Here is a 13,987-nt window from a genome sequence, read left to right on the forward strand (position 1 = left end):
GAATGTCACGGCAGGAAGGGAAAAACCCGGTGCCACCGGTGCGGTGATGCAGTCTGCCATCTGACAAGTGTCGCAACACGCGTCAGCCTCGTCGCACAAAGCAGTCGGGTCAGTATTCGCGGACTCCATCTCGCCGCGCATTTCATCGTGACAGGGATCGGGTTCAACGGCACGCGCAATCGATGCCGCGCGAGGCGCCGCCGCAGCTGTATCCGCGAACATACCCGCCGGGGCCACGGCTAGGACAAGCATCGTGATCATCGAGATGACCAGACTTCTGGCGGAACAGCAAATCGACAAAGGCTTCACGTTTCCTCAAGCATCATCAAACGCTACCATAGCAACATCTGGACGCCAACGCGTCACGCCGCCGCACACCCTTGCTCTACCCCTGCAAACGGGATCGTTTGAAGCTGGAGTTTTCCGCTATGTTTCCCTGGGCTGGGAGAGGAGCGGAAGCGGAGGACGCGGTTCTCGATCCGACGGATCACATAGTGGAAATTATGCGCCTTTGCCCCCAACCGCCGGCAATCCGAGCAGATACGATGCTCTCGAAATAAACGAGGGATGACAGGGTTGCAGGTCAATTTCCACGTACACCAAAGCTGCTCTCAATCCACCATCTCCCCCACCTTGACACCTAGCGCACCGGCGATCCGGCCGACGATTGTGATCGTCGGATTGCGTACACAGCGTTCAACGCCTGAGATGTAAGTGCGGTGCACGCCAGCACGATCGGCGAGTTCTTCTTGTGACCAGCCTTTTTCGCGCCTGATCGCGCGCATATTTTCGGCAAGGCGCTGGCGGATATCCATGGCGCAAGCCGACACCGGTGCAGACTTTTGGACTACAGACTATGAGTCTCTTTTCTCGTTGACTTTGACCGGTGCCCACGCCTTGTGTGGAGCCATGGCGTCCGCCCTTACCTTCAACCGCCCGACATCGGGCCAGCTAGGCACGGCTGCCGAGATCATGGTCGCCTGTCAGCTCATGCTGGCATCGGGCGGACGTCTGTCGAGCTATGTGCCGTTGGTCGATGACGATGGGATCGACGTGATGGTGCATGACAAACTCACGCACCAATCGCTTGGTCTGCAGATCAAGAGTTGGACTTTCTTAAGCGAGGCCCGCCCGCAGACGGTGCAGTATGACGTAGGGCGGACGACGTGGCGCGACGATGCCCGGCTCTTTCTGCTGTGCGTTGCAATCGACGGCCACACTGCTCAGCTTGAGGTAGCGTGGTTGATCGCCTCGCGCGAAGTGCCCGCCGTCTCAAACCTACGTGCCAAAAAGATGTCACTCACACCCAATCCCCGCGCCAACAGCAAGGACCGCTACGCGCCCTACCGCCAGAATGACATGGCCGCGGTCGCTGATGCCCTCACTGCTGTGTTTGACGCGTGATGGCGGACGAGGACAGCGCCGAGTTTTTCCATCACCTGATGGCACAAATCACAGGCGTTCTTGAAGACGCGGCGACGCTGGCCGGTAACCATCAAGCCGGGTCACTGCCGGACACGATTTCTCCGTTGATCCAACTTGTCGAAGACGCACTCATCCTCATCCGGGCCGCGCAAACAATAGTTGACCGTGCATAGCTGATTTGCGGTGGTGCGCGTTCGTTGAGTTACGGGAACGCGGAACAAGGGCATGCCCAGAAATATTGATGAGGCCTGGGATGATGACGGCTTTGCTGATTTCGAGCCGGTCGAGTTTTGTGATGACGATCTCGATCGCTGGCTGAACATGATAGAGCCATCGCTGGTGCCAATCGACCGCGAGCAATTGCGACTTGAGCTGACTGAAATCGGCACGTCACTTCGATGCGGTCATCGGCGCGGCGCGCGTTCCTTCACAATCCGCCAGGCTACCAAAGCGCTCGAAACCCTGCTTGACCAACCGACCGTCGATTGCGGGCTTGTCGCACGGCTCAATGGTCGGGCCCAGGAGGCGGTTCACAACCAGCTCTTGATGATGGACGTGCCGGAACAGAAAAGAGCCCCGAGCCTCGTCGATGCCCTGGCCACAGGCGAGGTGCACGAAACATCGCTTAGAGAAGCGGCAAGGCGCGCCATAGATCACCTCAACACCCCGCCCAAGGATAGATTTGGAAGTCCTGGCAAGAAACTCAGTCGGCAGCGCGATGCGACCCTGCCCTGGGCGGTCGAAGAGCTGTGCAAGCTTTGGGAGCAGTTCACGGGCGAGCTGGTGACAAGCTGGAATGAGGAAGGTGGCGAATACAGCTCTCACGCCACATCAAAAAGCGGCAGGTGGGTTACTGAAATCGTCATCACACTAACGTCCAAACATAGCCAATCGCGAACGCGCCTGGCGATTCGGGATTTTGTGAGAAAACGTAAAAACGCCTGAAAAGCGCACTTATATCACTGCCCGGTACACTTATTTCGCTGAAAACGCGGGCGCAGGAGCTTCATCTAACGGCCTTCTTTAATCGAAAAGGAGGCGGAAATGCCCAATTTCAATCCCCCGGCACTGCTGCCGGGTCGTATCCATTTCGCAAGTCGCCTGATGGATATCGACGATCATCGCAAGGCGAAGCGAACAAAGTTCTGGATCTACTGCATCGCAAACCCAGTAAGTGGGCTCACCTACTATGCTTGTGAGCCGGAGTTTGTTGACTATGCAGCCGACGCTGTCGCACGCGGAATCTTGCCGGTCTTTGGAGGCGCGTCATGACCGCCTCCATCCGAGACCTACGCGTGGAGACCGTCCCGGTCTCCGCACTCAAGCCTTATGTCAACAACCCGCGCACGCACTCGAAGCGTCAGATCGAGCAGGTGGCTGCAAGTATCCGGACCTTTGGCTGGACGAACCCGATCCTGGTCAGCGACGACCTGGAAATCATTGCCGGGCATGGCCGGCTGGAAGCAGCGAGATCCCTGGGTCTCGGCGAAGTTCCTGTCATGCGGCTTTCCGGCATGAGCGAGGCGCAGCAGCGAGCTTACGTCATCGCGGATAATCGCCTGGCTGAAACGGCGGGCTGGGATGAGGATCTATTGCGCCTGGAAATCGGCGCTCTGATCGAAATGGATCTCGAGTTCGAACTCGAGTCGATAGGTTTTGAGACCGGCGAGATCGATGTGCTGATGGTCGGCGAAGCTCACTCGACTGACCCTGAAAGCCTGCCTGAGCCAGAAGATGGGCCAGCCGTTTCCGAGCTCGGCGATGTCTGGCGTCTGGGGCGTCACCGCCTAGTCTGCGGCGACGCGCTGGAGGCGGCAAGCTATGAGATGCTGTTGGGCGGTGAGCTGGCCGATGCCTGCTTTACGGACCCACCTTACAATGTGCCGATCGCCGGCCATGTCAGTGGGCTCGGCAAGAAGACGCATGACGAGTTCGTCATGGCGTCGGGTGAAATGTCCGACGCTGAATTCAGGAACTTCCTGTCGGCGATTTCCGCGCAGGTCAGCGCTTTTGTAAAACCCGGCGCGATTGTCTTTGCCTGCATGGACTGGCGGCACATCTGTGACCTGGTCAAGGCCGGTGAGGCCGAGATCGGCACGCTGAAGAACATCTGCGTCTGGAACAAGGACGTGGGCGGGATGGGCTCACTCTACCGATCCAAGCACGAGATGGTCGCTGTCTTTGCAAAGCGTGGCGCAAAGCACACCAATAACATCCAGCTGGGCCGCTTTGGCCGCAACCGCACCAATGTATGGGACTATCCGGGCATGGCGCGTCAACGCAAGGAGCTGGCCATGCACCCGACGGTCAAGCCGACAGCCATGGTGGCTGACGCGATCAAGGACGTGACGCGTGTCGATGGTTTCGTGCTCGATCCCTTTGGGGGATCAGGCTCGACACTGCTGGCGGCTGAAGGTTGTGGGCGGTCGGCACGGCTCATCGAGCTGGATGCGCGATATTGTGACCTGATCATCCGGCGTTTTGAAGAGGCTACGGGTCTATCGGCCACTCTTGAAGGTAGCGGCGAGACGTTCAGCGTGGTCAGGGAGATGCGCCATGAGTGGGGCGTGGATGCCATGCGCGAGCCAGCCGAGGAGGCGCTGTGATGTCGGATAGCTCAGAAGACGATTACGAGGTCGGCTATGGCAAGCCGCCCAAGTCGACCCGGTTCAAGAAGGGGCAGAGCGGCAATCCTCGCGGCCGACCCAAGAAACTGGCATCTACGGTTGCCGGCCAGGTCTCAAGGCTGATGCGTGAGCAGTATTCGGCGCGGGTCAATGGTGAAGTGGTCTCGATGACGGGCGAAGAGATGATCGCGCGTCGATTGATGGAAAAGGCGCTCAAGGGGGACCCGAAAGCCTTTGAGAAAGTTCATCAGCTGACCAATCAGCATCAAGCCGAAATCGAGCGAATTGCGACAATTGAGCATAATCCGAAACCCCTCGTCATCGAGTTGGTACACGCCAGAATTCCAGAAGAAGAGTGCTATAAGAAGCCTGGCGAACGGATCCATTACTCCAAGGAAGAAAACACGGTCACCCGGGAATCTTGGCCGGGCTATTTGCCCGAGGAGGCTAAAGATTCAGGGTCGGCAGACATCACCGAAGAGCCGAATAGCGACATGCCTGGCGATGATGATGGCGACCGTGGCGATGACCCTGACGAGGTCGATGATGATGACGATGTCGGGGGTATCTTGGGCCTGGGATAGCCAGGCCGCTTAGACCGCAGGAAATGGCGCGACAGGACACAGCAATATCACAGGCGCATATTTTTGTTCAACGTGGGCGGCCAGCCGCCCAAGTGGGGCTTTCTCACCTCCGTACCGCATTTAAAGACTGGACTTCGCGTTCGACCCGAGCATGCATGACGACACGCGCCCGAACTCTTTCGGGCTTGTCTCGGTGTAACCACGGCCCGCAATTCCTGGCCGCACTGCACCGGAGACAGACATGACCAGACTTTCCAAATCCCAGCTTTCCATCCTTGAAACCCTCAAAACCGCAGGCGGACCCATGCCCGCCAGCGCGCTGGCTGACAGCGACGCCGACCCGGCCGCGATCGAGGGCGACCTCAAAGCCCTCGCCCAAACCGGCTTCATCACCCGCAAGGCCAAGTCGGTGCGCATCACCGAGATCGGCCTGGCTGCCCTTGAGCCGGCGCCAAAACCCGCCGCCAAGCCAGAACCGAAATGCATCGAGTCACAGCCCAAAACCAAGAAAGCCCGCCTGATCGCGCTTTTGAGCGCGAAGGGCGGTGTCACGGTGCCGGCCCTGGCCGAAACGCTGGGCTGGCTGCCCCATACCACACGCGCCGCCCTGACGGGCTTGAAGAAAGACGGCATGACGATCACCAGGCTCCCGCCCGAGGACGGAAGCCGGACCTCGCGCTACACGCTGGAGTCAGCGAACGAGTCTGCGTGATGGCAAGGCGCAAACCCCCGGATATCGATCTCGAAGCCCTGCTCAATCGATCCCGAAGCGACCTGGCCGACCGGTGGGCTGAGGAGTTTGGCATGAGACCGCCCTACGGGATGAGCCAGCCCTTGCTGGCCCGGCTCCTGGCCTACGACCTGCAGGTGCGCGCGTCGGGCGGGCTGGGGGCACGGCTGGAAAACCGCCTGGTGGCAGCTGCACGCGGGGACACGCCAAAGCCCACTGCCCCGCGCCTCAAACCTGGCAGCCAGCTCGTTCGCGACTGGAACGGGATCACCCACCGCGTCGATGTGACCGAGACCGGCTTTGTCTATCGCGACACCCGATACAAGACGCTCTCCAGCGTGGCCAAGGCAATCACAGGAACGCACTGGTCAGGGCCTAGATTTTTCGGACTGACAGCGCGCAAGGCTGCGCCATGACGATCTGCTCGCAAGCACGAAGGCCCGTCATTCGCTGCGCTGTCTATACGCGCAAGTCGTCTGAAGAAGGCCTGGACCAGGACTTCAACTCCCTCGATGCCCAGTTCGAGGCCTGCGCGGCCTATGTCGCCAGCCAGAAGGGTAAGGGCTGGAAACTTATCCCTGAGCGCTATGATGACGGCGGCATATCAGGCGGCACGATGGAGCGCCCCGGCGTCCAGCGCCTGATCGGGGATATCGAGGCCGGCCGCATCGACATGATCGTGGTCTACAAGATCGACCGTCTGACACGCTCGCTCTCTGACTTTGCCAAGCTGGTGGACCGGCTCGATGCGGCAAGCTGCTCCTTCGTCTCGGTCACGCAGGCGTTCAATACCTCGACCTCGATGGGGCGGCTGACCTTGAATGTCCTCTTGTCCTTTGCCCAGTTTGAGCGCGAGGTCACCGGCGAGCGCATTCGCGACAAGATCGCGGCTTCCAAGAAGAAGGGGATGTGGATGGGCGGCATGGTGCCGCTGGGATATGACGTCGATCCGGACCCGGCCAAGCGGGGCCTCGTCATCAACGAGGCCGAGGCCGCACACATCGCCAAGATCTATCGCCTCTATGATCGCCATGAATGCCTGCGCACGGTCACGGCAAAAGCTGAAGCGGTCGGCATTCGTGCCAAGACCCGGCAGTTCAAGTCCGGGCAGGCCTATGGCGGTCAACCGCTCGGCCACGGACAAATCCACTTCATCCTCACCAATCCCATCTATGCGGGCAGGATCAAGCACAAGGCCGAAATCTATGACGGCCAGCACGCGGCCATCATCGATGATGCACTCTGGCAGCGCGTCCAGGCCAAGCTCCAGGCCCATGCCGCCAAACCGCGCGTGCGCGACTCCACTACCGGGAAACTGCGTGAGCCTCATGAACGCTCACCGCTCGCAGGAAAGCTCTATGACGAGACCGGCGATCGGCTCACCCCCAGCCACACCAAATCCTCATCGAAAGCCGGGTCGAAACGCATCCGCTACTATGTCTCTCGCCGGTTGATGCAAGCACAAAGCAAAGACCCGTCGGGATGGCGTCTCCCGGCCCTCAAGCTTGAACGCGCGGTCTCGAACGCCATCGCGGCCCACCTGGCCAAGCACGGCGATCAACTTCTCAGGGAGCCGGACGCGATCGCGCTCTACCAGGTCCAGCGCCAGGTGCGCGAACTCCATGCCCGATTGCTCAAACGCGACGAGACTCTCCTGCGCGCCCTGCCCAACACCATCACGGTTTCGGCCAATACACTGGCAATCGAGCTCGATCGCGATGCGCTGGCAAAGGCTATCGATGTGAGCCCCGATGCCCTCAATGAGGAGGCACTACAGATCCGCTCCGGTTTTGCGGTCCGCCGGCGCGGCGTCGAGTTCAAGATCATCACCGGCCAGTTTGAACGCGAACCTGACCAGACCCTCATCAAAACCATCGCGCGTGCCCATCAATGGCTGGCCGAGGTCCGCAAGGGTGTCTCGCTGGCCGCGATCGGTCGCCGCCATGGCTGGACCGATAGTCCGGTGCGGCTGCGCATTCGACTGGCCTTCCTCTCACCGAAGATTACCGCTGCCATTCTTGATGGCCGTCAGCCGCCCGAGCTCTCCGTGCAATACCTCCTGGCCCATCCCATCCCCTTGGGATGGAAAGCACAAGATATGGCACTCGGGTTTACACCCGCAAACTTCAGGAAATGATCCCTGTTCGGTGATTAAATATTCCCTGTTAATTGGCGTAACAGGGAATGGCTTTTCCCTGTTATTGAGCGCAGGGAATTGCACGCTAAACCCCCGAAATGACGCGGTAATATCTGGCGTAATTCGGATATCGTGGCCCAAATTGCCCGATCTTCCCTGCAAATCACCAATTACAGGGAAAACTGCGCCTAACCGATCTGTGCAAAACCGCGAACAGAGACAACGCGCGCAAAATGCAGGGAAACCAGCCAGTTAGCCCGGTCTCGCTTCACAAGAATCCCTGCTAACCCCCGAAATGACGGGGGCAATGAAAACGCTCTAAGTTATTAAATTAAAAGAAGAAAAATGCTGGCGGTGAGAGAGGGATTCGAACCCTCGAGACGGTTGCCCGTCTACACGCGTTCCAGGCGTGCGCCTTCGACCACTCGGCCACCTCACCAGCGCAATGGGCGCGCACCATATCCATGGGCGGCTTGCGGTCAAGCAGGGCGGGCGGTGAGGCCGCGATCACGGCGCAGTCACGGCTGCGCGATGGCCTCTTTCCGGAATGCCCGGGGCGGGCCATATGATGCGCCTGACCGGTCCCGAGCGAGGAGACAGACATGGCATGGTTCGACAAGACGTGGAAAAGCGAGCTGGTCCCGGCGTCCGAGGCGCTGAAGGGCCGCGAGACGCCGCTGCCGCTGGAGGGCCGTCATTTCGTCAATGGACACGCGCTGAAGGACGTGCCGCCGGGCCATGAGGTCGCGGTGTTCGGCCTCGGCTGCTTCTGGGGCGCGGAACGGTTGTTCTGGACCGAGGATGGCGTGTGGTCGACCAGCGTCGGCTATGCCGGCGGGATCACCCCCAACCCGACCTATGAAGAGACGTGCACGGGCGCGACCGGGCATGCCGAGGTCGTGCGCATCGTGTTCGACCCGAGCGTCATCTCCTATGGCACGCTGCTGAAGCTGTTCTGGGAGAATCACGACCCGACCCAGGGCATGCGCCAGGGAGGCGATGTCGGTACGCAATACCGCTCCGCCATCTACTGGATGAGCGAGGATCAGCGCATCGAGGCCGAGGCCTCGGCCCAGGCCTATGACGCGGCACTGAAAGCCGCCGGACGCGGCGGCGTGACGACCGAGATCGCGAAGGCCGGCCCCTTCTATTTCGCCGAGGATTATCACCAGCAATATCTCGCCAAGAATCCCGGCGGGTATTGCGGGCTCGGCGGCACCGGAGTCGTCTGCCCGATCGGGCTCGGCGTCAGCTCGTCCTAGTGGCGTTTGCCAACGGAGGCGCTAGCGTGGCGGCATGACCCGCCTCGTCTGCTTCGATGTCGATTCAACCCTGTTGAGGGTCGAGAGCCTCGACTTCGCCCTGTCTGAAAAGCTCGGCCCGGCGGCGCGCGAACGGCTCGAAGCCATCACCGCAGCGGGCATGGGCGGGACGATGAGCCTTCGCGCCTCGATCGCGGCGCGGCTCGACCTCGCCCGGCTGACACGGCTCGACGTGGCCAGGATCGCCGTTGCGCTGCAACAGTATCTGACACCGGGCATGGCGGAGCTCGTGGCGGAGCTGAAAGCACGGGGCGACAAGGTCGCGGCGGTATCTGGCGGGTTTCACGACCTGCTCAGGCTGGCCTTGCGCGATCTGGGCTTCGCCGAAGCGATGTGCCGGACCAACCGTTTCACGTGGGACGGCGAGGCGGTGTCCGGGTTCGATCCGGCCAATCCGCTGTCCGACAATGGCGGCAAGGCCGTGGTTCTGCGCGCGCTGTCCCACGCCGGCGAGGTTCGCGAGACCGTTATGGTCGGCGACGGCATCACCGACCTTGAAGCCTTCGAAGCGGGGGCGGCGCAGCGCTTCATCGGGTTCGGCGGCGTGGTAACGCGCAGCAGCGTGGCCGAACGCGCGCCGGAGTTCGCCGATACGGTCTCAGACCTGCGCGCAGCGCTGCTCGCCTAGCGGGTCAGGATGCGGGCGCGGATCGTGCCGTCCATCGCCTCGATCTTCTCGAGCAGATCGCCGGGCACATCACCCTCGAGGTCGGCGGTGGCATAGCCATAGGCCCCGGCCGTGTTCAGGTATTGCGAGGCGATGTTCAGCCCCATCGCACTGGCGGCTTCGTTGAGACGCGACAGATAACCCGGCTGATTGCGGTGGATCGAGACGAGACGGGTGCGGCCCTCAGCCAGCAGGCCCGGTTCGAGTTCCGGCAAATTCACCGCCTTGGCGCTACCGCCTTCGAAAGCATAGCGCGCCAGCTTGATCCCGGCATCGAGGCCGATGGCGGCCTGCGCCTCCTCGGTCGAACCGCCGATATGCGGGGTGAGCAGCACATTCTCGAAGGCGAGCAACGGGCTTTCGAACAATTCGTCCTTCGAGGCCGGCTCCTTGGGGAAGACATCGACCGCCGCACCGGCGATATGACCTGACCGCATCGCCGCAGCGATGGCGTCGATATCGACGAGGTCGCCGCGCGCCTGATTGATCAGAAAGCTGCCCTTCTTCATCCGCCGGAGCTGTTCGGCGCCGATCATGCCCCGCGTCTGCGGCGTTGACGGCACGTGAAGCGTGACCACGTCGGCGATGTCGAGCACGTCCTCGACGGAATTCATCGGCCGCGCATTGCCATGGGCGAGCTTGGGCTCGACGTCGTAGAAATAGACATGCATGCCGTGTCCCGACGCGAGGACAGAGAGCTGCGAGCCGATATTGCCGTAGCCGATGATGCCGAGCTTCTTGCCGCGCACCTCGTGCGCGCCCTTGGCACTCTTGTGCCATTCGCCGCGGCGGATGGCGTTCGACTTCGCCGGAATGCCGCGCATCAGCATGACCGCAGAAGCGAGAGTCAGCTCGGCGACCGAACGGGTGTTGGCGAAGGGCGCGTTGAAGACGTAGACGCCCTTCTCCGCGGCGGCCTCGAGATCGACCTGGTTGGTGCCGATACAGAAGCAGCCTATGGCAATCAGGTCCGGCGCGGCGTCGAGCACCTCGCGGGTGATCCGGGTCCGCGAGCGGATCCCCAGAAGATGCACACCCTTCAGCCGGCCGATCAGCTCGCCGGTCTCGACGGCATGGTCGATGCGCTCGATCTCGACCGCGCCATTGCGGGCGAAGGCGGTATCGGCCTCGGGGTGGATATTCTCGACGAGAAGCGCCTTCATGCGGGGAATCCGTTCGGCATGCTGCATCTGCGAAATCGTTAGCAGGGGGAGGGGGTGGTGGCTAGCGGCAGGTTTTGTGATTGCACCCCCGGCGATCCGGGCGTAAAGGCGCGCACCCCTGCCCGGATGCCCCTGACAATGCCTGCGCCCGCCGAAATTCTGCCCCGCCCGCTGTTCGGGGCCAATCTCGAAGCCGCGCTCGTCGAGGGGCTGGCCGAGCGCGGCTGGGCGGCGGCCGAGCACGCGCTGGACGCCGAACTTGTGGCCGCGCTGCGGGCCCGGGCGCAGACGCTCCATGCCCGCGACGCGTTCGACGCGGGACGGGTCGGACGCGGCGACAGGCTGACCGGGGCGCCGCGCATCCGCCGGGCGGAGATCGCCTGGCTCGACGGTCAGGACGCCGCCGAGCGGCGCCTGCTGGACGGGGCCGAGGCGCTGCGCCAGACACTGAACCGGGAGCTCTTCCTGGGCCTGTTCGAGTTCGAAAGCCATTTCGCGCACTACCCGCAAGGCGGCTTCTATCGCCGCCATCTCGACGCCTTCGCCGGCGGTGTGAAGTCGCGCGTGGTCAGCGTCGTCGCCTATCTCAACGAGCGCTGGGAAGACGGCGATGGCGGCGAGCTGGCGATGTGGACAAACCCGGACGACATGGGCGAGCCGGTTGCGCTGATCGCGCCCCGGCCCGGCACGCTGGTGGTGATGCTGTCGGAGCGCATCCCCCACGAAGTGCGCCCCGCCGCGCGCGAGCGCTGGAGCCTGGCGGGCTGGTTCCGGGTCAATCCCGGCGTTGGCGGCGTGCTCGATCCGGCGGCCTGATACACGGCTTTCCTGACAGGCCCCTTCCGCCCTATCGTGACCGGCGAAACGGAGGAGGCGGGCCATGTTCCTGACCATCGAGAAACTGCTCGATCCCGGCGAGGTGCAGCGCCTGCAGGAGATCGCCGCGCGGGTCCGCTTCGTCGATGGCAAGGCGACCAATCCGCATACGACGGTGAAGCAGAATCTGCAGGCCGACCAGTCGACCTCGGACTCGTCCGAGGCGTCTAGCATCGTCTTCCAGGCCTTCCGCCGCAGCCGCGAATTCGAGGATTTCGCGCTGCCGCAGATGATCGCACCGCCGCTGCTGACCAAGTACGGTCCCGGCCAGCACTATGGCGAGCATATCGATGCCGGCGAGATCATCGTCGGCAATCAGCGCATCCGCACCGATCTGTCCTGCACCGTCTTCCTGAACGATCCGGACAGCTATGAGGGCGGCGAACTGGAATCGCGGCTCGGCAACCGGACGATGATGTACAAGGGCCAGCCGGGCGACGCGATCGTCTATCCGTCCACGACCTATCACCAGGTTAAGGAGGTGACGAAGGGCGAACGCCTCGTCGCCATCACCTTCATCCAGTCGCGCCTGCCCGACAGCCTCCTGCGCGAAATCCTCTACGAACTGGGCGAGGTCTATGCCTACGAGGCGGACAAATTGAGCTGGGAGAACCGCAACCGGCTGGAATTCGTGCAGCAGAATCTGAAACGGCTCTGGCTGCGCTAGCGTGTCCTTCTCCCCTTGGGGGGAGAAGGTGGCCTGAAAGGCCGGATGAGGGGTCTTCTTATAATCACCCCTCACCCCGGCCCTCTCCCCCGTGGGGAGAGGGAGGATTTCACAGCCAGTCCGACACCCCGGTCAGTCCCTCGTACCGGCCGACCAATCCCTCCACGAGGGTGAGCCCTTTCGCGATTTCGCCCGCATTGCGCGCGGCGCTTTCAGCCTGCATCGCGGCACGATCGTGCGCCGTGAAGCCCTGATCGGGGGCTTTCGAATAGCGTGACATGACCGGCGAGGCGATCGCGGCCCCCGCGTCCTCGCGTGACAGGGCAAGACCGAAGTGACGGGCCATGTCGTGCAGCCTGCCGGCCGGCTGCTTCAGGAAATCCTCGAAATCGAGCGCCATCACGCGGTCCGGCTCGGCGCGGTGCAGGCCGGCGAGGGTTGCCGCTTCGGTCAACCAGCTGACCGCAGCCAGCTCGCCCGGCGACAGGGCGTGCAGCCGGACGCCGGGATCGCCGCCGCACAGGGCGGTCAGCCGCGACAGGCGCACGCGCGCACCGCGCATCAGGTCGGCGGACGGGGTTTCCGGGGCGAGCAGGGCGGCGAGCCAGGCCGCCAGCGGAATGCGCAGGGCGAGCACCTTCGAACCCGGCGCGGCCGCCATCAGGTCGGGCGCCAGACCGCTCGACAGGCTGGTCGCCTTCACGATGGCGCGGGACATACCGTCCGGGCGGCGAGCCCAGCTGCGCCCGAAGGCATCGATAAGGGCGCGGAAGCGGTCGTCGCCAAGCGGATCCCACGGCTTGCCCGCCTCGCATCGCGCGTCGGCCAGCACGCGCAGCGGGACCGGCTCGCGGACCGGGAACCCGCCGCCCGCCGCCAGCAGGCGGGAAACCAGTGTCGAGCCGCAATGGCCGACATGGAAGATGAAGCCCGGCGCGTCGGTGGGGGCGGGAAGCTGCCCGGCCATGGCGAGGAAATCATCCTCGCCGAGCCAGCCGCCACGCGGCCCGGCCTGGAACAGCCGGTCGTCGAGAAAGCTCTCGGCGAGATAGGTGTCGGCCGGCAGGTCGAGCATCAGAACGCGGCGCGCGGCGATGTCCAGCGAATGCGGGAAATAGCGCGGACCGGCGGCGAAGCCGGCCGCGACTTCCTGGCTGGAGAGCGGCGCGTTCATGCTCCCGTCTTAAACGGGTTACGGCGCGAGGATAAGGGGCGGATGCCGCCTCAGGCGTCCGGCTCGATGCGTCCTATTCGTCGGTGCCACCCTGCATTTCGCGCAGCGCCGTCAGCGAGCGGTCGACATGCTCATACGGACTCATCTCGGTATAGGTCATGGCGATGGTCTGGTCGGTGCCGATCACATAGGTGGTGCGGCTGGTCCAACCCGGACGCAGCAACCAGCCGGCTTCGTAGTCGCCGATCATGCCATCGGCCACGGCGAAGACGGGGAAGGCCGAGGCGCAATGCTGGGTCGAAAATTCGGCGAGCCGGTCGGTATTGCCCGCCGTCACCCCGATGACCCGGGCGCCCAGCGCCTCGAACTCGGCGATGGATTCGGCAAAGCTCGCCGCCTGCGCTTCGCAGCCCGAGGTGTACGCAGCCGGGAAGAAGAAAAGCACGACCGGGCCTTCGGCCAGCGCCTCGGTCAGGTGGAAGCTGGCCGGCTCACCGGCCTGAAAGCCCTCGACGGTGAAGTCGGGTGCGGCCTCGCCGGGCTGAAGCTCGGCAGCGGCGGGGGCCGCCATCACGGCGGTGAAGGCGGTGGCGGCAAGAAGCTGGCGGAACATGG

At 63.0% G+C, this 13,987-nt stretch carries 17 protein-coding genes and 1 tRNA gene; 13 read left to right on the forward strand and 5 right to left on the reverse strand.

From position 1 onward, the window contains the following. Positions 1-611: 611 nt before the first annotated feature. Positions 612-815, reverse strand: a complete 204-nt coding sequence (locus ACFOOR_RS05200) for a helix-turn-helix domain-containing protein (protein WP_343165443.1) — start codon at positions 813-815, stop codon at positions 612-614. Between ACFOOR_RS05200 and ACFOOR_RS05205 the strand changes: the two genes are divergently transcribed. From ACFOOR_RS05205 to ACFOOR_RS05245, 9 genes are all read left to right on the forward strand, one after another. Then, positions 814-1,404, forward strand: a complete 591-nt coding sequence (locus ACFOOR_RS05205; RefSeq protein WP_343165442.1) for a hypothetical protein — start codon at positions 814-816, stop codon at positions 1,402-1,404. The two genes, ACFOOR_RS05200 and ACFOOR_RS05205, sit on opposite strands and share 2 nt — an antisense overlap. Continuing rightward, the gene (locus ACFOOR_RS05210) at positions 1,404-1,598 is read left to right on the forward strand and encodes a hypothetical protein (RefSeq protein WP_343165441.1); all 195 of its coding nucleotides are present in this window, start codon (positions 1,404-1,406) and stop codon (positions 1,596-1,598) included. Before ACFOOR_RS05205 ends, ACFOOR_RS05210 begins: the two co-directional genes overlap by 1 nt. 52 nt (positions 1,599-1,650) lie before the next feature. Next, a complete protein-coding gene (locus ACFOOR_RS05215; RefSeq protein WP_343165440.1) occupies positions 1,651-2,370 on the forward strand; it encodes a hypothetical protein in 720 nt (239 codons plus the stop codon). 99 nt (positions 2,371-2,469) lie between these two features. Continuing rightward, positions 2,470-2,697 carry a hypothetical protein gene (locus ACFOOR_RS05220; protein WP_343165439.1) on the forward strand — a complete coding sequence of 76 codons (228 nt, stop codon included), beginning with the start codon at positions 2,470-2,472 and terminating at the stop codon, positions 2,695-2,697. Beyond that, positions 2,694-4,031, forward strand: a complete 1,338-nt coding sequence (locus ACFOOR_RS05225; protein ID WP_343165438.1) for a site-specific DNA-methyltransferase — start codon at positions 2,694-2,696, stop codon at positions 4,029-4,031. The genes ACFOOR_RS05220 and ACFOOR_RS05225 overlap by 4 nt, the downstream gene beginning before the upstream one ends. Next, entirely contained in the window at positions 4,031-4,636 is a 606-nt protein-coding gene (locus tag ACFOOR_RS05230; RefSeq protein ID WP_343165437.1) for a DUF5681 domain-containing protein, read from the forward strand. The genes ACFOOR_RS05225 and ACFOOR_RS05230 overlap by 1 nt, the downstream gene beginning before the upstream one ends. A gap of 241 nt (positions 4,637-4,877) precedes the next feature. Next, positions 4,878-5,348, forward strand: coding sequence for a DUF3489 domain-containing protein (locus ACFOOR_RS05235; protein ID WP_343165436.1), 471 nt, complete (start codon positions 4,878-4,880; stop codon positions 5,346-5,348). Then, positions 5,348-5,782 carry a DUF2924 domain-containing protein gene (locus tag ACFOOR_RS05240; protein ID WP_343165435.1) on the forward strand — a complete coding sequence of 145 codons (435 nt, stop codon included), beginning with the start codon at positions 5,348-5,350 and terminating at the stop codon, positions 5,780-5,782. The genes ACFOOR_RS05235 and ACFOOR_RS05240 overlap by 1 nt, the downstream gene beginning before the upstream one ends. After that, positions 5,779-7,503, forward strand: coding sequence for a recombinase family protein (locus ACFOOR_RS05245; RefSeq protein WP_343165434.1), 1,725 nt, complete (start codon positions 5,779-5,781; stop codon positions 7,501-7,503). Before ACFOOR_RS05240 ends, ACFOOR_RS05245 begins: the two co-directional genes overlap by 4 nt. 349 nt (positions 7,504-7,852) lie before the next feature. On the opposite strand, the gene ACFOOR_RS05250 is transcribed toward ACFOOR_RS05245, so the two are convergent. Continuing rightward, positions 7,853-7,942: transfer RNA gene (locus ACFOOR_RS05250), tRNA-Ser, on the reverse strand. 163 nt (positions 7,943-8,105) lie between these two features. Between ACFOOR_RS05250 and msrA the strand changes: the two genes are divergently transcribed. Beyond that, entirely contained in the window at positions 8,106-8,765 is a 660-nt protein-coding gene (gene msrA, locus ACFOOR_RS05255) for a peptide-methionine (S)-S-oxide reductase MsrA (RefSeq protein WP_343165433.1), read from the forward strand. Between the two features lie 34 nt (positions 8,766-8,799). Then, entirely contained in the window at positions 8,800-9,453 is a 654-nt protein-coding gene (locus ACFOOR_RS05260; protein ID WP_343165432.1) for an HAD-IB family phosphatase, read from the forward strand. Here ACFOOR_RS05260 and serA read toward each other — a convergent pair. Continuing rightward, on the reverse strand, positions 9,450-10,655 hold the full coding sequence (serA, locus tag ACFOOR_RS05265) for a phosphoglycerate dehydrogenase (RefSeq protein ID WP_343165431.1): 1,206 nt from the start codon (positions 10,653-10,655) through the stop codon (positions 9,450-9,452). The genes ACFOOR_RS05260 and serA overlap by 4 nt on opposite strands. Before the next feature lie 138 nt (positions 10,656-10,793). Here serA and ACFOOR_RS05270 point away from each other — a divergent pair, with 138 nt between their 5' ends. Then, positions 10,794-11,471 carry a 2OG-Fe(II) oxygenase gene (locus ACFOOR_RS05270; protein WP_343165430.1) on the forward strand — a complete coding sequence of 226 codons (678 nt, stop codon included), beginning with the start codon at positions 10,794-10,796 and terminating at the stop codon, positions 11,469-11,471. Between the two features lie 64 nt (positions 11,472-11,535). Then, positions 11,536-12,198 (forward strand): Fe2+-dependent dioxygenase, encoded by a 663-nt coding sequence (locus tag ACFOOR_RS05275; RefSeq protein WP_343165429.1) that lies wholly within the window; start codon positions 11,536-11,538, stop codon positions 12,196-12,198. Between the two features lie 109 nt (positions 12,199-12,307). Here ACFOOR_RS05275 and ACFOOR_RS05280 read toward each other — a convergent pair whose 3' ends face one another. Both ACFOOR_RS05280 and ACFOOR_RS05285 read right to left on the reverse strand, forming a co-directional pair. Next, entirely contained in the window at positions 12,308-13,372 is a 1,065-nt protein-coding gene (locus tag ACFOOR_RS05280; RefSeq protein WP_343165428.1) for a hypothetical protein, read from the reverse strand. 73 nt (positions 13,373-13,445) lie between these two features. Next, complete coding sequence (locus tag ACFOOR_RS05285; RefSeq protein WP_343165427.1) at positions 13,446-13,985, reverse strand: peroxiredoxin; 540 nt, start codon at positions 13,983-13,985, stop codon at positions 13,446-13,448. Positions 13,986-13,987: the final 2 nt, after the last annotated feature.

It is taken from the genome of Hyphobacterium vulgare (assembly GCF_042643335.1).
In the GTDB taxonomy this organism is placed as follows: Bacteria; Pseudomonadota; Alphaproteobacteria; order Caulobacterales; family Maricaulaceae; genus Hyphobacterium; species Hyphobacterium vulgare.